At 29.3% G+C, this 23,917-nt stretch carries 12 protein-coding genes and 1 tRNA gene; 7 read left to right on the forward strand and 6 right to left on the reverse strand.

The genetic code is table 11. The annotated features are described in order from the left end of the window. Positions 1–3: 3 nt before the first annotated feature. The 3 genes from ACFO3U_RS00155 to folB are packed head-to-tail and all read left to right on the forward strand — an operon-like array spanning position 4 to position 11,872. Complete coding sequence (locus tag ACFO3U_RS00155; RefSeq protein WP_379737280.1) at positions 4–10,551, forward strand: T9SS type B sorting domain-containing protein; 10,548 nt, start codon at positions 4–6, stop codon at positions 10,549–10,551. A gap of 6 nt (positions 10,552–10,557) precedes the next feature. Further along, entirely contained in the window at positions 10,558–11,511 is a 954-nt protein-coding gene (locus tag ACFO3U_RS00160) for a PorP/SprF family type IX secretion system membrane protein (RefSeq protein WP_379737281.1), read from the forward strand. A gap of 1 nt (position 11,512) precedes the next feature. Then, positions 11,513–11,872, forward strand: coding sequence for a dihydroneopterin aldolase (folB, locus tag ACFO3U_RS00165; RefSeq protein WP_338376142.1), 360 nt, complete (start codon positions 11,513–11,515; stop codon positions 11,870–11,872). A gap of 44 nt (positions 11,873–11,916) precedes the next feature. Here the strand turns inward: folB and ACFO3U_RS00170 are convergent, their stop codons facing one another. Continuing rightward, positions 11,917–13,836: an LTA synthase family protein gene (locus ACFO3U_RS00170; RefSeq protein ID WP_379737283.1), complete on the reverse strand. Its 1,920-nt coding sequence runs from the start codon at positions 13,834–13,836 to the stop codon at positions 11,917–11,919. A gap of 130 nt (positions 13,837–13,966) precedes the next feature. Here ACFO3U_RS00170 and ACFO3U_RS00175 point away from each other — a divergent pair. Then, positions 13,967–14,037 (forward strand) — tRNA-Cys (locus ACFO3U_RS00175). 43 nt (positions 14,038–14,080) lie between these two features. Here the strand turns inward: ACFO3U_RS00175 and ACFO3U_RS00180 are convergent. The 5 genes from ACFO3U_RS00180 to ACFO3U_RS00200 form a co-directional block, all read right to left on the reverse strand. Further along, positions 14,081–14,731, reverse strand: a complete 651-nt coding sequence (locus tag ACFO3U_RS00180; RefSeq protein ID WP_379737285.1) for a GldM family protein — start codon at positions 14,729–14,731, stop codon at positions 14,081–14,083. A 10-nt stretch (positions 14,732–14,741) separates the two neighbouring features. Next, on the reverse strand, positions 14,742–15,440 hold the full coding sequence (locus ACFO3U_RS00185) for a LysE family translocator (protein WP_379737287.1): 699 nt from the start codon (positions 15,438–15,440) through the stop codon (positions 14,742–14,744). 135 nt (positions 15,441–15,575) lie between these two features. Next, entirely contained in the window at positions 15,576–16,241 is a 666-nt protein-coding gene (locus tag ACFO3U_RS00190; RefSeq protein ID WP_379737289.1) for a head GIN domain-containing protein, read from the reverse strand. 552 nt (positions 16,242–16,793) lie between these two features. Continuing rightward, a complete protein-coding gene (gene rnr / locus ACFO3U_RS00195; protein ID WP_379737291.1) occupies positions 16,794–18,971 on the reverse strand; it encodes a ribonuclease R in 2,178 nt (725 codons plus the stop codon). Between the two features lie 145 nt (positions 18,972–19,116). Then, the gene (locus ACFO3U_RS00200; RefSeq protein ID WP_379737292.1) at positions 19,117–20,673 is read right to left on the reverse strand and encodes a T9SS type A sorting domain-containing protein; all 1,557 of its coding nucleotides are present in this window, start codon (positions 20,671–20,673) and stop codon (positions 19,117–19,119) included. 663 nt (positions 20,674–21,336) lie between these two features. On the opposite strand from ACFO3U_RS00200, the gene rpiB reads away from it, so the two are divergent. The 3 genes from rpiB to ACFO3U_RS00215 all read left to right on the forward strand — a co-directional run bounded on the left by rpiB (position 21,337) and on the right by ACFO3U_RS00215 (position 23,876). Continuing rightward, positions 21,337–21,768, forward strand: coding sequence for a ribose 5-phosphate isomerase B (rpiB, locus tag ACFO3U_RS00205; RefSeq protein WP_379737294.1), 432 nt, complete (start codon positions 21,337–21,339; stop codon positions 21,766–21,768). A 95-nt stretch (positions 21,769–21,863) separates the two neighbouring features. Beyond that, complete coding sequence (locus tag ACFO3U_RS00210; protein ID WP_379737296.1) at positions 21,864–22,772, forward strand: cation diffusion facilitator family transporter; 909 nt, start codon at positions 21,864–21,866, stop codon at positions 22,770–22,772. A 51-nt stretch (positions 22,773–22,823) separates the two neighbouring features. Beyond that, the gene (locus ACFO3U_RS00215) at positions 22,824–23,876 is read left to right on the forward strand and encodes a hypothetical protein (protein ID WP_379737298.1); all 1,053 of its coding nucleotides are present in this window, start codon (positions 22,824–22,826) and stop codon (positions 23,874–23,876) included. Positions 23,877–23,917: the final 41 nt, after the last annotated feature.

A 23,917-nucleotide genomic window follows, 5' to 3' on the forward strand; every position in this document is an offset into this window, starting at 1 on the left:
CCTATGAGAAATACTAATTTACTCAACAAAATTGTTGTTGTTCTGATCCTACTTTTAGGAACAATAACTTCATCCGCTCAAATTAAAAATCCTTTTGATGTTAGATTTCAAACTACTGTAAGAGGAGACTTAACAATGATTTCTAATAATATTGTTAATAGAAGTACAACTAGTAATACTCCAAATACTGCATACAACACTACAGGTAGTTCATCTACTTATAATGACGATGCAAACATGCAATATATTGATATTGATGGTTCTAATCAAACATTCAATTCAAGTAGTGCTACTTTAACTATTCCAGACGCTACTTGTTCTAACATTGTACATGCTGGATTATATTGGTCTGCAACCTATAGATATAATACCGGAAATGATCCTTCTTCTGGAAGAGCAACTGATTGGAATCAAGTTAAATTTAGAGTACCCGGAGGAAATTATGTGAATATTACAGCTGATGAAGTTTTGTATGATGGCTTTTCAGATCCAGATCAAACAAATGTTACACATGGACCTTATGGATGTTTTGCAGATGTAACAACTTTAGTATCATCTTTAGCTAATCCTAATGGAACCTATTTTGTTGGAAATATTAGAGTAAGTCAAAATGGTAGTAACTCAACATCCTTTCCTATTCCTGGGGGAATTGCTGGAGGTTGGACACTAGTAATAGTCTACGAAAATATTAATCTTCCTGGTAAAAAAATATCAACTTTCGATGGATATGCTGTTGTAGCCTCAAATGCGGGAAATTTAGATATTCCTGTTTCAGGATTTTCTACATTACCACCTCCTTTTCCAGTAAGAGCAAAACTTGGAATTTCAACTTTAGAAGGAGACAATAGAATTACAGGAGATAGGTTACAAATTAAAGCAAATTCTGTTGCTGGATACACAAATCTTTTTAATAATCCTCCACCAGCAGCTCCAATATATGATAATTTTTTTAATTCATCCATAACATTAAATGGAGCAATCAATAATGCCAGAAACCCTAATAGTTTAAATACTTTAGGCTGGGATGCACACTTAAATAGAATAAATAACCCTGCAAACTCTGTGATACCTAATAATGAAAATGGTGTCACCCTAAGAGCTGTAACTACAGGAGATAAGTATGATGTGTTTTTTGCTTCTTTTGATGTTGAAATTATTGAGCCACAAATTCCTTTATTAAAAGAGGTTGAAGATACTGCTGGAAATAATGTTAACAATCAAGCTTTAGTTTTAGGTCAAGAGATTTTTTATACCTTAACATTTCAAAATACTGGAAATGATAATGCACAAAACTTTATTATTACAGATGTATTACCGACAAATGCAATGTTTCCTCCTAACGGAACAATTCAACCTGGAGATGTAATCTTGCCTCCAGGAGTTACTTACGTTTTTAACCCAGTAACTAATCAATTTACTTTTACAATACCCAATAATCTTGTTGAAATAGGTGACCCTTCATATACAATAAGAATTAAAGTAAAAATTCCTTCCAATTGTGAGGATTTCAAAGATGCTTGTACAAATATGATTAATAATCAAGCATTTGTATCTTATAATGGTCAACTTAATACACAAGTTATTACAGATAATCCAAGTTTTAATGGATATGATAATTGTAATTATCCGACACCTGGAACTACAAACTTTATTGCAAACATTGATGATTGTGTTTTCACAGCTACAGAAATTTTGTGTGGAAATACTGTTACTTTAACTGCCGCTGATGGTTATGATACATATCAATGGGAAGATTCCAATGGAAATAATATAGGAAATACGCAAACAATAACTGTAAACGCAACAGGAGTTTATACTGTTTATTTATCTATTCCTCCACCATGTGTATCTATATATCAAACAATTACTGTTGTAGATTTTAATAATGCTATTAATACAAATCCTGTAACTCCTTATGCAAATGTTGTAGAAATATGTCCAAACGATGGATCAGAATTACCAAAAATATTTTTATGTGGTGCTAATGATAATGTATTCATTCAATCTGGTGTAAATGATGCAGTAAGTATTGAATGGCAATTATTAGTTCCTGGAAGTTGCCCACCTATTGGAATCAACAATTGTGCTAATACAAATCCAGGTTGTACTTGGAATACTGTTGGAACAGGTCCAGATTTTAATGTTACAACAGCAGGTGAATACCAGGTTATATTTACTTATCAAAATGGATGTTTTAGACAATTTTATTTTGATGTATTTCAAAATGTTTTAAATCCAGATATAGTAACTTCAAACATCATCTGTACTACACAAGGTTCTATCACCATTAATAATATACCTTCTACTTACGAATTCAGTTTATCACCAACTGGACCTTTTCAGAGTTCAAATACTTTTAACATAACAACTGCTGGGGTTTATACGGTTTACGCACAACAAACAGGAGTAAATGGAGGTTGTCTTTTTGAATATCCAAATATCAATATCTTAAATCAAATATTAGATGTTGATGTAATAGTTACTGATAAAATATGTAATGATGGTTTTGGTAGCATAAGAGTTCAAATTAATGGAGTGGATCCTCAATATTATTATAAAATATCACAGGGTGCAACAATTATATCAACTTATGGTCCATCAATAGATAATGACTATACATTTTATAATTTAAATCCTGGAACGTATACAGTTACTGCAACTACAGATGATGGTTGTATTTATACTGAACAAGTAACCATTGAAGATTTATCAGATTTAGAATTAGTTGCTACTGTTTCACAACATATAGGTTGTAATCAAGGTAATATTCAGGTTAATCCGAATGGAGGACAACCACCATATAACTATGCTATATATAGCTATAATGGTGTTTTGGTTAACCCAGCCAATTATCAATATCAAACAAGTGTAATTTTTGATGTTCAAAATGGTGAACAAGGAGATTATCAATTTTTGGTTATTGATAGCAATAACTGTACTTCTTTATCAAATATAGTAACGATAAACTTAGAACCTCCAGTAACATTAAGTGAAACACATACAAATGTAACATGTAACGGTTTAAATAATGGAACTATTACTGTTCAAACAGGTCCTACAAATGGATATAATGTTAGTTTTAGTATTGATAATGGTACAACATTTCAATCCTCAAATGTCTTTAATAATTTAGCTCCAGGTACTTATACAATTTTAGTACAATTTACAAAAGGAAATAGACTATGTGAATATACAATTAATGTAACAATAATCGAACCTACTCCTTTGATAGGTCAATCAGATTTAGTTCAACAATTAACTTGTGTAAATACTGGAACAATTCAGGCCATAAATGTTTCTGGTGGAACAGCTCCTTATCAATATAGCATCAACGGAGTTACTTTTCAAAATTCAAATGTCTTCAGTAATTTAAATGCTGGAACATATGTTATTACAATTAGAGATGCTAATAATTGCATATATGCTACTTCTCCAATTACGTTTACACAACCAACACCACCAACAGATATTAGTTTTACTTCTTCTGCTGTAACATGTCCAAATCTAACAAGTAATACAACTGCAACTATAATTGGAGGAACAGCTCCTTTTGTAGTTCAAATAACATCTCCATCAACAATTCCTTCAACATCAACTACTGGAAATACGGCAGTTTTTGACAATCTACCAGTTGGTACTTATACCTTTAATGTAACAGATTCTAATGGATGTTTATATCAAGAAAATTTCACGATTAATCCAATTAGCTTCATCAATGTAACTGGAAATTTAGTAAATAATGTTGCGTGTTTTGGTGATACAAATGGCTCAATTTTATATAATGTAAGTGGTTTTAATACTTCTTATTCATATACTATAAATGGAGGAACACCAATAACAAATCAAACAAATAATACAATTGCTTTAAACAATTTAGGAGCAGGAAACTATTCTATCACAGTTACAGATACAAATACAAATTGTGAATCTACAGTTAGTGTGGCAGTAGCTGGTCCAAGTAGTGCTTTAGCATTAAATACAACTATAAACCCTATTACTTGTATAGCAAACGGAACAATTAATGCATCAGCTTCAGGTGGTTGGGGTTCATATTCATATACTTTAACTCAACCAAATGCAACAACTGTTGGTCCACAAAACAACGGTGTTTTCAGTAACTTAACACAAACTGGAAATTATACGATTACAGTTACTGATGGAAATGGTTGTAGTGTAACAAATACAGCTACATTAACCACACCTCTAACACCTAATTTATCTATTAGTCCAACATCTACTATTTGCTATAATGCAACTGCTAGTTCAACAGTTATTTTAACAGCAACTAGTGGTAACCCTCCATATCAATATAATGTAAATGGTGGTGCATTTCAATCAAATAACACTTTTGATGGTTTAACACCTGGAACCTATACTTTTATAGTTAGAGATAGTTATGGTTGTACTTCAACTGTTACTCAAACAATAACTCCAGCTTTATTAGCTCAAGCAATTTTAACAAAAAACCTAGATTGTAGTACAAGTCCAAATGCAGAAATTACTGTTAATTTAAATGGTGGAACCACTCCTTATCAATATCAGGTAAACTTTAATAACGGTGGATTTGGTACTTCAACTTCTGTTGTTGGTACTTCATTTACAATTTCTACTTCAACTGCAGGAACTTATCAGTTTTTAATAACAGATGCTGCTGGTTGTACTTATACTACTAACACAATAACAATAAATCCAATTACTCCACCACAAATTATTAATGTTGCTCAAACACAACAAAATTTATGTAATGGAGATACAAACGGAGCTTTTGTTGTTAATATTAATCCAAGTCAAGGAACACCTCCTTTTCAATATAATATTAATGGTGGAACATTTCAATATTCAAATACATTTACTGGTTTGACTGCTGGTATATACAATGTAATAGTTATTGATAGTAAACAATGTACTGCTGCAGCCACAATTACATTAACAGAACCAGACCCAATAACTTTTGATATTTCTATAACAGAAATTACATGTAATAATCCAGGTGGAACATCTTATGGAGAAGTAATTTTTGAAAATGTAACAGGTGGAACACAGCCATATACTTATTATTTAAGTAGTAATTTTGGATATGCAGATAATTATTCAACAACATCAAATGAAGATCATACATTTATTGTATTAAGTTTTGGTATTTATACAGCTGAGGTAATTGATTCAAATGGATGTTCTGTTTCTCAAAGTAATATCATTATTGCTTCACCACCAGATGATTTAGATATTGATATTTCTACAGCAACAGCAGATTGTACTCTTGGAGGAACAGCCATGGTAACAGTTTCTTCACTAGTAAGTAGTGGTTCTTATGAATTTGGTATTTTAGAAACTAATACTCTTCCATATACTACTAATTACCAATCAGCTGATGCAGGAACACCAGAAACAGCAACTTTTACTGGATTGGTACCAGGTGTAACTTACACATTTGTAGTTCATGATTTAATTACGGATTGTTACTATTTTGAAACTGCTAATGGTCCAATTCCAAGTCCTTCAAATCTTACAACAGTTATAAATGTTGTACAAAATGTTACATGTACTGGAAGTGGAAATGGTACTTTATCATTCACTTTTGATAATTATGATGTCAACACAACTTCAGTATCTTATGAAATATTTAATGCGCAATCAAATGTTAGTACAGGAATAGTTGGAAATAGTCCTACAACTGGTGGAGCTGTATTTGTTCAAAATTTTGGAGTATTAGTTCCAGGTACTTATTATATTCTATTAACAGAAAATGGAACAGGAAGTGCAAATGGATGTACTTCAGCAACTCCAAACTTCACAATAACACAATCTACTAATCAATTAGCAGGAACGGCTACTTTTATTAGTAATATCAATTGTAACAATGCAGGTTTAATAACAGCGAGTGGTCAATTTGGAACACAACCTTATCAATACCAAGCTCTATTAAGTAGTGATCCTGCACCAACTATTACAACATTCGCTGGAACTATTGCAAATACAATTCAGATTTTAACTCCAGGTACATATATTGTTTATATAAAAGATGCTAATAACTGTATTGTAGCAACAAACACTGTTACTGTTGCAGTAGATTTAGATCCAACTATATCATTATCTGTTGATGATGCTTGCGCTAATGAAGGAAGTTTTGCAATAAATGTAGTAAGAACCAATGGTATTGCACCTTATACAGTCTCAGTTGACGGAGGATCTTCATATACTGAAAATGCAACTAACTTTACTGTTTCTAACTTATTATCAGGAACTCATACAGTAATCATTACTGATGCTAATGGATGTACTGATTCACAAAGCATTACAATTGACCAAATCATAAATGGAAATGCTATTGTAACCGTTCAACCAAGTTGTGATAATGATGATGGAGAAATTCAAGCTACTGCAACAAATGGTAGTGGAAATTATTCTTTTGAATTACAAACAACAGCAGGAACAAATGTAGCTGGACCAACTACAACTGGGCTATTTAATGGTTTAGGTTTTGGTGATTATAATGTAATTATTACTGACACAACTTTAGGTTGTGATATTACTATTCCTTTAACATTAGAACAACCTACTGCTGTTTCATTTACTACAACTCATGAAAATGTAAGTTGTAATGGTGCTTCAGATGGAACAATTTCTATTACTTTAGACTCTACAAATATTGACACACCTTATACATATAGTTTATTTGATGGTACAACAACTATTACGCAAAACACTCCTGTTTTTACAAATTTAGCTGCTGGAAACTATACAGTAACCGTAACTTCTTCTAAAAACTGTGAAAGTTCACAGATAATAAATATCACTGAACCAAATGCACTAACTCTAACGCTAACGGGTGGCAATTTTGTTTGTAATAGCAATAATAATGCTAGTGTTGTTACAATTATTGCAAATGTAGGACTTGGAACAGGAACGGCTCCATACTTATACAGTATTGACGGAATAAATTATCAAACTAATAATACCTTTGATATTGTAGATAATGGAACTGTTCAAAACATAACAATAACAGTTCAAGATTATAATGGTTGTAATACTAATGAATCAATAACAATCAACCCTTTACCAACAATAACGAATGTTGCAGTAACACAAAATTTGGCATTAACTTGTGGAAATGAAGAAGAAGTTTTAATTACTGTTACTGGTGGTTCTGGAACATTTACTTATCAACTATTACCAAACGGAGCCATTGTTGGACCAACATCGAGTAATACAGCTACTTTTTCTCTTATGACATCAGGTTCTTATACTTTTGAAATAGTTGATACAGTAACTGGTTGTAGTACACTAAGTGCACCATATGTTATTGATCCTTTAGGAGTATTGACAGTTGTAGCAGATAATTCAAATGCTGTTACTTGTTATGGAGGAACCAATGGTGAATTTGATATAACTGTAACTGGTTATACTGGAAATTATCAATACAACATCTATGATGATACAAATGCATTAATATCTTCAGGAAATAGTAATACCTCAGCTAATCCATTGACATTAACAGGTCTTGGTGGTGGAAACTATTCTGTCCAAATTATAGCAACTGATGCACCTTTCTGTGAAACTTTTTCTAATGTAATAAATATATATTCTCCTCCAAATCCATTAACTTTAAATGTTCAACAAACATCTGACGTTACTTGTAACATTCCAGGTTTAGGAACTATCACTGCACAAGCTAATGGTGGTAATGGAGTTTTTGAATATCAATTAGTAAATATAACTACAAGTTCAACAATTCAACCTTTTGGAGCCAATAACACATTTACAAACTTGGATGCCGGAACATATGAAGTAACTGTAAGAGATTTAAACTTATGTGAATTATCACAAACTATAATTCTTGATGCTCCAACACCAATTGATGGAACTTATATAGTTACAAATACAAATTTATTATGCTATAATGATACAAATGCAAGTGTAACAATAACGGCAACTGGTGGGCAAGGTAGTTATCAATATACTCTGACTGATGCAAACGGTATAACTTCAGGTCCACAAATAGGAAATGTTTTTGATAATTTAGGAGCTGGAACATATACTGTAACAATTGATGATGGTTGGGATTGTAGTTTTACAACTTTGCCGTTTACAATAACTGAACCTACTCAAATTGAGGCAACTTTAAGTGTTCAAAGTACATTATATTGTGATGTTAATAATCCAAATAATGCAGTATTAGTTGTTAATGCTTCTGGTGGAACACCTCCATATATGTATAGTTCAAATGGAACAACTTTTAACTCAACAAATACATTTACTGTTGGACCAGGAACTTATCAATATTATGTTACAGATGCCAACAATTGTACATCAATAATTACAAATTCAGTAACTATAGCTCCTATTTCTCCATTAACGATAACAATAAATGCATCAAATACTGCTATTCAATGTAATGGTGATACTAATGCTTCTATCACAGCAAATGCCACTGGAGGTTTAGGAAATTATACATACACATTGTTAAATGCTACAACAATGGCAGTTATTACTGGACCTCAAACTAGTAATGTATTTAATCAATTGGGTGCAGGAAGTTATATAGTAACAGTGAATAGTGATGGTGGATGCTCTCAACAATCAAATACTGTAATAATTACCCAACCTACAAATTCATTGACTATTAATAATCCAATTATTAATCCTCCTCTTTGTAATGGAGACTCTAATGGAAGTATAACATTTAATCCAACTGGAGGTACTCCTCCATATCAATATGCAATTACAAATCAATTAGATCAATTCTTTAATACCAATACATTTACTAATTTAGCTGTTGGTACTTATACAGTGGTGGTTCAAGATGCAAATGGTTGTTTTGAAACAATAAATGTTACAATGACAGAACCAGATCCTTTAGTAGCAACATTGGATATTAATTTACCTGAATTGTGTGAAGGAAGTGATAATGGAAGCGCAACAATTGTTATAGTTGGTGGAACTGCACCATATTATACAGTTTTAGATGATGATACTCAAAACGCAACCTATGTGCTAAATCAATTAGCATTTAATAACTTAGATAGCACTATTGCTCATACAGTTTATATCAAAGATGATAATGGTTGTAGAACACAGGTTGATATTCCTGCAGGAAACCCTGTAACATTAACTCCAACTGCAAGTGTTGATTATGATTGTACAATACCAACAGCCCTTCAAAATAATACAGTAACAGTTAGTGTTGAAGCTGCAAATGTGGGTCAAGTTGAATACTCATTAGACAATCAAACTAGTTATCAAACTAACAATGTATATACTAACTTAATCAATGGAACACATACAATATATGTAAAACATAATAACGGTTGTATTAAAACAATTGATGTAACTATTACAAACTGGATTCCAGTAACGGAAACTCATACTCATGTTGATGTATTATGTAATGCTGCAACAACCGGAAGTATAACAGTAAATGGAAATGGTGGAAACGGAACATATCAATATGCGATTTCTCCAGCATTTACTTATGGAGCTTCTAATACATTCAACAATTTAGCAGCTGGTACATATACTGTAAAAATAAAAGATGGTAACAATTGTGAAATTGAAACACCAATAATTACAATTACAGAACCAACTGCTCTAAATGCAATAATTTCTGATTTTGGTCAAGATATTTGTTTAGGTGATAATGTTGGGTATGTTCAAGTATCGGTTAGTGGTGGAGTTGGTCCATATATGGCTAGTTTAAACAACATAACAAATTATCAAGCTGTTGATTCAAGTAACATTGTAGATTATTTCAATTTAACTGGTGGAACAACTTATACAGTTTATATTAAAGATGCTAATGGTTGTGAGACTTCAATTGAACAAACTTTAGATCCTGCTGTTGATTTAAATCCGAGTGTTGCTGTAGTATATGATTGTTTAAACAACCAATCAACAAATACTGTAACAATAACTGTTAATGCAATCTATCAAAATGATGTTTCATATTCAATTGATGGTGGAAATAATTATCAATTAAGTAATACATTCATAGATGTAGCTCCTGGAACATATACAGTTACTTTAGAACACATTAACGGTTGTGTAGCCACAACAGATCAATTCACAGTAGATCAAATAGATGCTGTAGCTTTAATAGTTACAGAAACAGGATTAAACCAAATAACAGCTGTAGCTTCTGGTGGTGTTCCTCCTTATACTTATGTATTCAATGGAACAAACACAGGTTCAAACAATGTATTTATATTTAATCAATCAGGAAATCAATATGTATCTGTTTATGATTCAAATGGTTGTGAAGCTAATTTTGTAATTCCTACAGTTTTCTATCCAATAGAAATTCCTAACTTCTTTACTCCAGATGGAAATGGATTTAATGATTATTGGTCACCTAAAAATGTGGATAATTATCCTAATATTGAAAGTTTAATTTTTGATAGATATGGTAGAGAAATTATCCGATTAAAATTAGGAGAAACATGGAACGGAACATACGATTCAACTGATTTACCTTCTGGAGATTATTGGTATTTAGTAACTATTAATGATGGAACTGGAAGAACATTTACTGGAAACTTCACCCTTTATAGATAATATAAAATGAAAAATATTTTTAAAATTATAGTTAGTTTAGTAATGGTTAATACTTATGCACAAGAGTTAACCATACCAACTTACACACAATATTTAGGGGATAATCCATATGTTATTTCTCCTGCTTATGCTGGAATTGGTGATAATATTAAAATTAGGATTAATGGTTTAACGCAATGGGTTGGACTAAAAAATGCTCCAGATAATCAATCTTTAGCTGTTGATGGTCGTTTAGGTCAACGCTCTGGAATAGGTGGTTTTATATACAATGATAAAAACGGAAACACCTTTCAAAAAGGAGGAAAAGTATCTTTTGCACATCACTTGATATTGGATTATTATGAAAACAGATATGTTTCTTTTGGAATGTCATTTGTAATGAACCAGTTTTATATTGATGCTACACAATTTGATCCGTCTTATGACCCAATTGTTACAAACAACAGAGATTTAAACAATTACAACATAGATTTAGGGTTTCTATACAGACAACAAGGTTTTTATTTTGCTGCCAATGTTGCTAATTTATTAGACAAAGACACCGATAAATTCCTGATTAAAGAACCTAATATTTTAAGAAACTTTTCTGCTTACACAGGTTATAAAATAAAATCTAATAATAACAGTGACATTGAATATGAACCATCTGTTTTTTATCAATTTTACCAAAGTGATAAACGTTCTAGCACAGATGTGAATCTGAAAATTCGTTTTATGGATTATGAAGATTATTATTGGGCAGGAATATCATATCGTTTTTTAAATGATCAATTATTCCAACCTTTAAATATTGGTCCCATGGGTGGATTAAAAAAGAATAACTTTTACTTTGCTTATTCGTATCAATATACAACTAATGCACTTTCTTCTTTCAATTCTGGAACACATATGGTAACTTTGGGCTATGATATTTTCCAAGGATTAAGTAATTGTCCTTGTACAAGTAATGAAATAGACTAAAATGGGAACTATTAAATTAAAAAACATCCGAACATTTTCTTATCACGGTTGTTTAGTTGAAGAAGGTAAAATAGGTAGTGACTACGTTGTAGATTTAGAAGTTAAAACTGACCTCAGAAAATCAGCTCTAAGCGACGATTTAGACGATACTGTGGATTATGTTCATTTAAACAAAATAGTTGTTGAGGAAATGGCTATTCGTTCTAAATTGCTCGAACATGTAGCACACAGAGTTATTGTAAGAACTTTTAAAGAAATTCCATCTATTTCTAGAATAAAGATTGCTGTTTCTAAAATTAATCCTCCAATTGGTGGTGATGTATCTAAAGTAACTATTGAAATGGAAGAATTTAGAAATTAGTTCTAACCATGTGAATTAAATTTTAGTAAAATCTTTTAAACTTTTTACTTCATTTTAAATTTTCTCTTTTCATATAAATTCTTTGAAGCAACTATATGTGCCAAAGCATCTTTTGCCAATTCATTATCTAATGTTACTGGTGTAAAAATAGAATCTTTTTCCACTTTAAACTGCAATGGTTCAGCATTTGGGTTGATAATAATTACATCATTAGCTACTTTAAAAGCATAAGTTTCATTAAACATCATTATGGTTCTACCTTTTGTGTTTTCGGGTAAAGTCATTAAATTTCTTCCAGGCATTGGAGATTGCGTAGTAATTCCTGATAAAGCTAAAACTGTTGATGGAATATCAATTTGACTTGCCATTTTATCATAAGTCATTCCGTTTTTAATATTTGGAGCAATAATCAAAGCTGGAATATGAAATTTATGAATCGGAACTAAAGCTTTACCAAAAGTTCTTGTATTATGATCCGCAATAACAACAAAAATAGTGTTTTTAAAATACGCTTCTTTTTTAGCTAATTCAAAGAATTTTCCAATGGAATAATCAGCATATTTCATGGCATTATTTACTGTGTTTTTCTTTTTATCATACAATTCAATTCTTCCATCAGGAAATTCATAAGGTTTGTGATTAGATGTTGAAAACATCAATGAAAAGAAAGGTTTATCACCTAAAGAAGTAAAATATTCATTCGCTTTCACAGCTAAATCTTCATCTGAATAACCCCAAACTCCTTTAAAAGCATATTTATTTCCATCACCATCTAAATCAGTTTCGTCAATGATATTATTGAAACCATTTCCGTTAAAAAAAGAAGCCATATTATCAAAATTAGATAAACCTCCATAAATGAAACTTGTATCATAGTTTTGTTTTCCAAAAGCCTCAGCTAACGTAAAAAAACCTTGTTGCGAGTTACTTAATTTAACCACACTTTCAGCTGGATTTGGTAAAAAACCCGTAACAACCGATTCAATTCCTCTAATACTTCTTGTTCCTGAACTATATAATTTGGTAAACAACAATCCTTCTTTAGACAATTTATCAAATTCTGGAGTTAAAGGTAAACCACCTAAACAACCTACAAATTCAGCTCCTAAACTTTCTTGAAGAAAAATAACAACATTATATTTTTTAGCAATAGAATCTGGTTTTTGAATGTGTAAAAACGGAATCTCTTCATCAATAAATTCGGTTACATCCATGTATTTTTTTACTCTATTATAAGCTTCAAACTCGTCCATTGTACCATACTTATCTGTATTTCCTTCATTTTTTAAAGAATAAGCCGCAAAAGCAACTGTATAAAGTGAATTTAACCCAAGTGAATTAGTCATTTGATCAGAAGAAAAGATAGCATTACTAGCATTAATAGGACGAAGAGTAGTTAAGCTAGAACGAGCTCCAAAAAAAAGTAAAAAAACTAAAACAGGAAATACTATAAGCTTTGTTTTATAAGAAGCTGCAACCGTGTAAAATAATTTTTTTCCGAATTTAAACGCAAAAAATAAAGCCACAATTACTAAAATTATTGTAACTATCATCGAAGGCAAATAGCTCTTAACTAAAGTACCTAAAACCTCTTTTGGATAAATTAAGTAATCTAAAAATAAACGATTAGGTCTTGTATCATATTCATTAATAAAATTAAGTGTTGATAATTCCATAAAAAAGAATAAAAACAAAAATAAAATGAAGTAAATATTTAGAAAACCATTAAAATATTTTAATACAGAATCTGGTAAAAGACTAATTAAAACAGCAGGTAAAAATGCTAAATAACTCAACATTATCAAATCAAAACGAAGACCAATGGTAAAAATTCTCCAATAATCTTCAATTAATGTTACTCTATCTTTGAATACAAAAAATAAAATAATTCTACTTAAAGTTGTAATTATCAATCCAATAAAGAAGAAGTTAAAAAGAGGTTTTAGGTAGTTTAGTTTTTTCATTGTTGTTCTTAATCAATAAATTAAGCCACAAAAGTAAATTAAAAAACGAAATGAGATTTTTTTAAAAATTAAAATTTGCTAAATTTTCTTGTGTTAGTCCAAAATATATGTAAATTTGCAATTCAAAATTGGCGTTGTGGCCGAGCGGCTAGGCACCGGTCTGCAAAACCGTTTACTCCGGTTCGAATCCGGACAATGCCTCTAAAACCTTCAAGGAAACTTGGAGGTTTTTTATTTTTTTATTTTAATCTACAATTTCCCCAGAAATAGAATTTATTTTACATACCATTCCATTAAAACCTTTAACTATAAATCTAATATTAGCTATTATAAAATCAGTTTCATTTTTAGATTTTTTTAAGGCTTGTATGGAATCTTTATTAAATTTATTTCCATCGTTTTGAATTACTTTTTTATCTGAAATTATTAAATCAAAACTTAAAATTTCTACATTCCAATCTAAACTAACATCGTCAAATTCTCCAGAAATAACAGCTGATTCAATATCTTTTCTATTTAACTGAACAATACAATTATTACAATTACTTCCATTTAATTTTGAAGATAAAATAGGAATTCTTTTTATTTGATAAACATGCTCTTCATTAACAATTGAATCATCTTGTAATTTGATAACGACAACAATTTTTAATTCAGTTCCACTTCCTGGTCTAATTAAATATTTACCTGGTTCATCTAATTTAGAAACTCCTGTACCAGAAACCCAATATTCTTTCGCATTAGGAACAGCTAATGTTATTAAATTATCAATTCCTCTATAAACTACTTTTACTTTATCTAGTGAAATAACACTATGATGAGGTTTTGTAATCGTATCTTGAGCAATTAAATTAATTGAAAATAAAAGTGTGAAATAGACAATTAATTTAGTCATAACTTTAAGATTATTTATACTCAATTTCTGTTTTTGGTAAGAATCTTTCTTTTAAAATTTCTTTTTCTTTTGGAAAAAAACCTTGCAACATAAAAAACAAACCAAATATCAAAATTACTATACTAATAACGCGTTTTATTTTATAAATATTTTGTGGTGTTAATCTGTTTTTTAATTGTTTAGCTAAAATAATTTTAGCTACATCAAACAATAAATAAAAAACTAAAATAGCTGCAAAAAACCATGAAATTCTTTCGGTTTGCATTTCCATTTGTGGTCCATAAGTTATGATAATCATCAACCAAAAACCTAATACTCCAATATTGATGAAATTCAACAAAAAACCTTTGAAGAATAAAGCAAAATAATTATTCTTTGGAATGTTATCATTATCTACTTCTTGATCTTGTTGCTTCACATATTTCTTTTTCAATAAAATAAAAGAAATCAATCCATAAGCCAACATAATTAATCCACCAATAATAAACAAAGTTGGATTATCTTTTAATTGTTCTAAAAGTTTATTGGTACTTAAATAAGCTATTAAAATAAAAATAATATCTCCAAAAACAATTCCTAAATCCAATGTAAAAGCAGCTCTAAATCCTTTAGTTATGGAAGTTTCCAACAACACAAAAAAACCTGGACCAATTGAAAATGCCAATAAAAGTCCCCAAGGAATTGCAGTAAGTATGTCGTGTAAATGCAAATATTTAGTAATTAGTGATTAGTAATTAGTGATTAGCTACTAATTGTTAATAAATACGAATTTACTAAAAATGAAGGAAAATCATTAAGTTATTTTGAAAAACTAGTTACTAATCACTATTTACTAGTCACTTTTTTATTTAGCTTCACGAATTGTTCCACCAGCAATTACTTTTTGATTAATTTGTCTTGGTTTTCCATAAATGTTAATGTTTCCACCAGCTCTTACTTTGGCATCTACCAAATTTGTAGCATAAATATCAGCTTCACCACCAGCATTTACTGTGATTGTAGATTGTTCTGTCTCTAATTTTTCTGCATTATAAATTGCACCTGAATTGATTAATAAATCTTGATTTTTGGCTTTCCCTGTTACATTTATAATTCCACCAGAAGTTCCTTTTACATTTAATTTATCAACATCTAAATTAATTTTAACTTCAGCTCCTTCTTTAGTAATTATTTCAAAAATGGTAGCTTTAAAAGTTTCAGAAGAAGAAATTCTTGAACCTTCATTAGCTTCCACAGCTTCAATATTTTTGTAATATAAAGTTACCGAAATATCTTCTCCACCCATAGTTTGTGAAAAAGGCATTCTGATTTTTAATTCACCATTTTTATTAACGGTTTCAACACTTTCAGCTTCATTGCCATTAATTGTAATCTTATTTTCGGTTGATTTTATTAATAAAACATCAATTTTATCAAAAGAAGTTACTTTAGTAAAATCTCCTAAGGTTCTTTCTACTTGTGAAAAAGCTGCTGTTGTTATTAATAGAAATGTAAATGCTAATTTTTTCATAATTTAAAATTTAATCTAAAATCCATTCAAAAGAAGGACTAAATGTTACTAATAAATAAATAATTATAACAATGCTAAATAAAATAATTTCTTTTCTACTAAATCTATTAATTAAGATATTTACAATAAATAAAACTATCGAAATTATAAAACAATAAATCATTGTAATTATACCAAAAGTGATTAATTGTCTATCAAAATTATTATTAGATATTAATTCAGTATCTCCATATTTTGGTAAGTATCCTAAATTTATATATCCATAAATAACAAAAACAAATAACAATTAATTCAGATAAAAAAAGTAAAATTAAATCTGTAAAAAAAAGATATTTAATTATTTTTCTTGAATTTAGATATTTGTTCATAAACAAATCAAAAACTGTTCCTTTTACTAATTAAACGTGATTTTTGTCATTCTGAACTTGATTCAGAATCTCATTATTGTAGAAGCTGAAATAAATTCAGCTTGACAAGATTGTGTGAGTTTCTTTCTTAATCAAAAGTTATATAAAGCTAATTACTAATCACTCTTCACTAATTACTAAAAACTTACTCCTTCTTCCTTAAATAAGTAAAATCTAATTGCTTTTTAACTAAATCTGCGTTTTTAACTTTAACGTAAACTTCGTCTCCTAATTGTATGATATTTTTAGAAACTTCACCAACTAATGCATATTGTTTATCATCAAAGGTGTAATAATCATCTTTAATTTCACGAATTCTACACATTCCTTCACATTTATTTTCAATGATTTCAACGTAAATTCCCCATTCAGTAACACCAGAAACAACACCTAAAAATTCTTCATCTTTATGATCTTGCATGTATTTCACTTGCATGTATTTGATAGAATCTCTTTCGGCTTGTGTGGCTAAATATTCCATATTACTAGAATGTTCGCATTTTTCTTCAAATTCTTCTGCTGAAGCACTTTTTCCACCATCTAAATAATATTGCAATAATCTATGAACCATTACATCAGGATAACGTCTAATAGGTGATGTAAAATGACTATAATAATCAAATGCTAAACCATAATGACCAATATTCTCAGTTGAATATTTAGCTTTACTCATGGTTCTAATCGCTAAAGTGTCAATTAAATTTTGTTCTTTTTTACCATTAACCTCTTGCATCAATTGGTTCAATGATTTTGAAATATTTTTAGAATCTCTTAAATCTAACTTATATCCAAATTTTGAAATCAAAGCTTGAAGATTAAATAATTTATCTTCATTAGGTTCATCGTGAATTCTATAAACGAATGTTTTCTTTTGTTTTCCAATAAATTCAGCTACTTTTCTATTCGCTAAAAGCATGAATTCTTCAATCAAATGATTGGCATCTTTTGAAACTTTGAAGAAAACTCCAACTGGTTCAACTTCTTCATTCAAATTGAATTTTACTTCTACTTTATCAAAAGAAATGGCACCAGCTTGCATTCTTTTTTTACGAAGAATTTTGGCTAATTCATCTAATTTTAAAGTCGCATCAACAATTGGTTTTGGCACTTGATAAGCTTCTCCAGTTAAAGAAATTTCAGCTGGAATTATATCAGATTTTGTTTCTATAATACTTTGAGCTTCTTCATAAGCAAATCGTTGATCTGAATATATTACAGTTCTACCAAACCAAGAATCTACAATTTCAGCTTTATTATTCAGTTGAAAAACAGCCGAAAAAGTATATTTTTCTTCATGAGGTCGAAGTGAACAAGCAAAATTTGATAAAACTTCAGGTAACATTGGAACCACTCTATCTACTAAATAAACTGAAGTTGCTCTGTTATAAGCTTCATCATCTAAAATAGTTCCTTCTTTCAAATAATGCGAAACATCTGCAATGTGAATTCCTATTTCATAATTTCCATTGTCTAAAACTTCAAACGATAAAGCATCGTCAAAATCTTTAGCATCTTTTGGATCAATAGTAAAAGTTAGCGTTTTTCGCATATCTCTTCTTTTATCAATCTCTTCTTGTGTTATGGAAGTATCAATTTTTTTTGCGAAAGCTTCTACTTCAATTGGAAAATCATAAGGCAAACCATATTCAGCTAAAATGGCATGAATCTCAGTATTGTGTTCTCCAGGTTTTCCTAAAACTTTAGTTACACTTCCAAAAGGTGAATCGGCTTTCTTTGGCCAATCTTCCATAGTGACTAAAACTACATCACCATTTTGTGCTTCACCAATTTTATCTTTTGGAATAAAAATATCGGTGTACATTTTATTGTTGGCAGTAGTTACAAAAGCAAAGTTTTTTTGAATGTCAATAACTCCAACAAATTCCGTTTTATCTCTTTCTAAAATTTCTAAAACTTCCGCTTCAGGTTTGCGAGAACTTCTTCGATTATATACATAAACTTTTACTTTATCTTTATCTAAAGCATGATTCAAATTTTGAAAAGGAATGAAAACATCGTGTTCTAATTCATCGCAAATAAAGTAACCTGTTTTACGAGAAGTCATGTCAACGGTTCCTTCGTAATATTCAGATTTTGCAATGATTTTGAACTTTCCTCTTTCGGCTTCTTCGATTTTTCCTTTTTGTTTTAAACGATTTAATTCTTTAATAATTTCGTTTCTACTTTTGGTATCATTCACATTTAACGCAGCAGCAATTTGCTTGTAGTTAAAAGTCTTGTTAGCATCTTTTGAAATAATTTTTAAAATTTGAGCAGTGAAATCTTTTTCTTTGCTGCCATACTTTTTAATCTTCTTTGTCATATTCTTTTCTTAATAAAGTTTAAAAGTACGAAGAAGTAATTAGTAATTAGTAATTAGTGCATAGATTTAATAAAATAATAACTGTTACAAATAAAAAAAGGTCTACAAACTGTAAACCTTTTTAAAAAATAAATTTCTATAAATATTACTCCTTTATAAATTTTTGACTTATTAATTGAGCTTCATTTTTTAAGTTTAATATATAAATTCCTTTTTCTAAATTACTAGTATTTATTGTAGTTGTTAATCCTTCTAATATTTGAGTGTAAATTATTTTACCTAAAATATCAGTAATTATAATTTCTTGAGAAGGTGTAAAATAATCAATTTTTATAGAAAGATTATCTTTTGTTGGATTAGGAAAAATGGATATGCTATTATCTTCTTTAAAAGATTTAGTTGAAAGATTATCTGGACCTAATTTTACAATTCCATAATCTAAATTTCCATTATTTAAAGTAAAATCACCATCCAAAGAACTTGTTGAGTTAAAAACAATATAACCACTATCTGTAGTTTGTATAACATCTGTTCCTGAATCAAATCCAGTACCACCAATAACTTTTTGCCATTGTATAATTCCAGTTGAATTTATTTTTACAACCCAACTATCTCTATCTCCATAGTAACCAGTAACATCATTATTATTAGAATAAGTAACTCCTACTAAAATATAACCACCATCTATTGTTTTTTGTACTGTATCAAATAAATCCGAATTACTTCCTCCATAATTTTTATTCCATTCGATTACTCCGGTAGATGACAATTTAATAACTAAACAATCATAATTACCATAATTTAAAACACCTGGGATATTAATAGAATTTGTTTGACCCGCAATTATGTAACCACCATCAGTAGTCTGTATAATACAAGTTGATAAATCTACTCCAGAACCACCTATTGATTTATTCCATTCAAGTAAACCTAAAGAGGATAATTTAACAATTAAAATATCATCACTCCCATAACTAGTAGTTACATTTCCATCTACAGAACCTGTATTACCAATAACAATATAACCACCATCGGTTGTTTGTCTAATAAAATATGCATCATCATAAAAAGAACCTCCTAATGTTTTTTGCCATTCTAAAATACCTACAGAAGATATTTTAATAACCCAAAAATCATTGTAACCTAAATGTCCAACTACATCTCCGTTATTTGAACCTGTAATTCCGACAACAATATAACCACCATCTGTAGTTTGCTGTATACTTCTTGCTAAATCATCACTTGAACCTCCATAAGACTTCTCCCATTCAATAATACCTAAAGAGGATATCTTTACAATCCAAAAATCTGATCCTCCATGATTTATAGTTACATCACCATTATTAGAAGTAGTATAACCAGCTAAAATATAACCACCATCTGTTGTTTGCTGTAAACTATATAAATACTCATTTCCTGTTCCACCAAATGATTTTTTCCATTCTAAAGTTCCATTTATTGATGTTTTTACTACCCAAAAATCGCTACCTCCATGATTTCCAACAACATCTAAGTCATTTGAAAAAGAAAGTCCACCTAAGATATAACCTCCATCAGTGGTTTGTTGTATTTTTGTACTACCATCAACATCAGATCCTCCAAAATTTTTTTGCCATTGAATTGCTGGAGCTTGAGAGTATGTATAATCATATACTAAAACTAATAAAAATAAAATTATTTTTAGTTTGTAATTTAATTTCATACTTTATAAATTATAATTTGATTAAGCTAAAGTAAATAATAAATTAATTCAAAATTCAAGAGTTTTCAACATATATTAAAAACAACAAAAATATTTTTAATTAAATTTAAATTTATGATGGTTATGATTGGGTGTTAATAGTTACTATAAAATTTTTAAAAAGATATTGGATTTTTAGTTTCTGTAATTTATACACAACAATTAACAATGTTATGAAATTGTAAAGTCCTAAAATTGAATAGAATTTAAGTTTTTATTAACAGATGTTAACAACCAAAAAATTGCAATTTTCTTTGATAAGTTTTTATAAATTTTGTGTTGATAAGTAAAGATTTTGTGCTGATAATTTTTAAGAAAATAATCGAAACTTTATTAGGATTTTTGATTGCAGTTTTTGATTAGATAATTTTTCAATACAATGATAAAAAACTTCTAAAAATCTATCTTTATTTATTAACAATTGATGTTAAATTAACATTAACTGATTATCAAGTAGTTGTAAAATTCAATTAACAATTACTATTAAAACCCTATTTAATGTAAGAATAGTTATGATTTTTAGTATTTTAGTTAAATTTTTTTCAAAAAGTCTTTTTAAGGTTTAGCATGTCTTTTGCTTTAACTAACTTTGTATCAAACAAACACAACATAAATCAATTATAAATGAAAATATCTATTGGAAATGACCATGCTGGTCCAGATTATAAAAAAGCAATTGTTCAGTTTTTAGAAGAAAAAGGATATACAATTTTAAACCATGGAACTGACACATTTGATAGTGTAGATTATCCAGATTTTGGTCACGAAGTAGCATATGATGTGCAAATGAAAAAAGCAGATTTCGGTATTGTAATTTGTGGTTCAGGAAATGGAATTGCCATGACTGCCAATAAACACCAAGATGTTCGTGCAGCACTTTGTTGGACAAAAGAAATTGCAGAATTAGCACGTCAACATAATGATGCAAATGTTATAAGTATTCCAGCAAGATTTACTTCAATTCCACAAGCTGTTGCCATGGTTGACACTTTTTTAACCACAGCATTTGAAGGTGGAAGACATGCCAATAGAGTAAATAAAATAGCTTGTAAATAAGATTTTTAGATAACTAGATTTTTAGATGATTAGAAAATACTAAGAAATTAAAAATCTAATTTTCCAAAAGTCTAAAAATCTAATTACCCAAAAAAATGAGTCACAATCACAACCACATTCATAAACATCAAGTACAAGGAAAAAATTTAATGTATTCCATTTTATTGAATGTCGTTATAACGGTTGCTCAAGTTGTTGGTGGTATACTTTCAGGAAGCTTAGCTTTAATTTCAGATGCATTACATAATTTTTCGGATGTTTTATCTTTAATAATAAGTTATGTAGCTCATAAATTATCCAGAAGAGAAGCCTCTTTTGAGCAAACTTTTGGATTAAAAAGAGCAGAACTAATTGCAGCATTTGTAAATGCTTTATCCTTAATTGTGGTGGCTATTTATTTAATTTACGAAGCAATAGGTAGATTTTTTCATCCACATGAAATTCAACCTGGTTTAGTAATTTGGTTAGCTGCACTTGGGATTTTAGTGAATGGTTTTTCAGTTTTATTACTTAAAAAAGATGCTGATCATAACCTAAACATGAAATCAGCTTATTTACATTTATTAACAGATATGTTGGCTTCCGTTGCCGTTTTAGTAGGTGGAATTTTAATGTATTATTATCAAATCTATTGGATAGATAGTATTTTAACTTTAATCATAGCGATTTATTTAATTGTTGTTGGAGCTGATTTATTGATAAAAGCCACAAAAATGCTAATGCTTTTCACTCCAGAAGAAATTAATATCAAAGAAATTGTTGAAGCGGTTAATCAAATACAAGGTGTAAAATTGTTACATCATGTACACGTTTGGCATTTGAATGAAGAAGAATTGCATTTAGAAGCCCATTTAGATTGTTCAGAAGATATTAAATTGAGTGAATTCAATGATTTATTACATAAAATAGAAAGTGTTTTATTAGAAAAATTTCAAATTAATCATGTTAATATCCAACCTGAATTCCAAAAAGAAGACCCAAAAGAAATAATTGTGCAGGATTAGTTTTTGTTTTTAAATAAAAAAGGCTACATTTCTTTACAATTAAATTAAAAAATGAGTCAAGAAAAACCACAGTTAAAAAAGCAATATTATCCTATAAATTCAAATTTAAGAAGTTACCTCGAAAAATATAAAAGAGTAACAAAAACTAGAGTTTATTATGAAGATTTATTACGTTTTCAAGGAAGTATAGCTGTTTTTGATAAGGAAGGAAAAGATACTTTATGGATTAGAGTCTACCACAATGAATTTGAAAAAGAGGAATTAGATAGAAGCCTAAAAAAAATATATACACTATTACATTCTGATGGTGATGAAAGCAGTATTGAATACTTAAATGTTGATTATATTGATTTTTGCACCTTTGGAAATTCAAAACCTTTTAGAGTTAAGATTCGAAATATTTTAAACGATAATTACACCCATTTTTATATTAAAAAAGCTGATGCATCTCGAATTTTTGGGTTAGAAATTGAGCATATTATTTCCCCAAACAGTATAAACTTTTTAGTTTTTGAAGACACACTTATTGAAGAACATATTGTAGGAATTCCAGGAGATGTTTTTTTAGAAGAGAATCTAAAAGAATGTAACGAACATGAAAAAACCCAAATAGCCAAAGAGTTTGTAAAATTCAACGAGCGTTGCATGATAGGACTTTTAGGAGATATGCGATCTTATAATTTTGTGGTGATTCCGATTTATGATTTTGACCAAAGAATCTTTAGAATTAGAGCGATTGATTTTGACCAACAAAGTTATGAAGGCAGTTTTAAGTTGTATAAACCACATCTGTTTAAAGAAAACTTTAAGTTATCAGAATTGGTGCAAAATAAACTCAAACCTAAATCAATTACACAATATCAAATTGAAGAACGTTCCATTATTGTAAAACGTTTGATTGATACTAAAACCAGACTAAAACGCTTGATTGAAGCTATGAAATCTACAAAATTGGCTCCAGACGAACACATTCAACAATTGCAAGATGAAATTTATGAAGTTACTTTGGATATGAACTTTAAGAATGCCAATTCAATGGGAGAAATAGTGCAAGCAGCTTTAGATTTTATGAAACGCAATTATAAATTTGAAGATTTTACTTAATTTGAAAAAAACAGTATTCATATTATTTTTAACGCTGTTTA

Origin of the sequence: Flavobacterium ponti, assembly GCF_042652765.1 — a bacterium.
In the GTDB taxonomy this organism is placed as follows: Bacteria; Bacteroidota; Bacteroidia; order Flavobacteriales; family Flavobacteriaceae; genus Flavobacterium; species Flavobacterium ponti.

Bases quoted from the DNA above. Each gene is read 5' to 3' on its own strand.
- ACFO3U_RS00155 (WP_379737280.1), top strand. From the start codon at position 4: ATGAGAAATACTAATTTACTCAACAAAATTGTTGTTGTTCTGATCCTA.
- ACFO3U_RS00160 (WP_379737281.1), top strand. From the start codon at position 10,558: ATGAAAAATATTTTTAAAATTATAGTTAGTTTAGTAATGGTTAATACT.
- folB (WP_338376142.1), top strand. From the start codon at position 11,513: ATGGGAACTATTAAATTAAAAAACATCCGAACATTTTCTTATCACGGT.
- ACFO3U_RS00170 (WP_379737283.1), bottom strand. From the start codon at position 13,836: ATGAAAAAACTAAACTACCTAAAACCTCTTTTTAACTTCTTCTTTATT.
- ACFO3U_RS00180 (WP_379737285.1), bottom strand. From the start codon at position 14,731: ATGACTAAATTAATTGTCTATTTCACACTTTTATTTTCAATTAATTTA.
- ACFO3U_RS00190 (WP_379737289.1), bottom strand. From the start codon at position 16,241: ATGAAAAAATTAGCATTTACATTTCTATTAATAACAACAGCAGCTTTT.
- rnr (WP_379737291.1), bottom strand. From the start codon at position 18,971: ATGACAAAGAAGATTAAAAAGTATGGCAGCAAAGAAAAAGATTTCACT.
- ACFO3U_RS00200 (WP_379737292.1), bottom strand. From the start codon at position 20,673: ATGAAATTAAATTACAAACTAAAAATAATTTTATTTTTATTAGTTTTA.
- rpiB (WP_379737294.1), top strand. From the start codon at position 21,337: ATGAAAATATCTATTGGAAATGACCATGCTGGTCCAGATTATAAAAAA.
- ACFO3U_RS00210 (WP_379737296.1), top strand. From the start codon at position 21,864: ATGAGTCACAATCACAACCACATTCATAAACATCAAGTACAAGGAAAA.
- ACFO3U_RS00215 (WP_379737298.1), top strand. From the start codon at position 22,824: ATGAGTCAAGAAAAACCACAGTTAAAAAAGCAATATTATCCTATAAAT.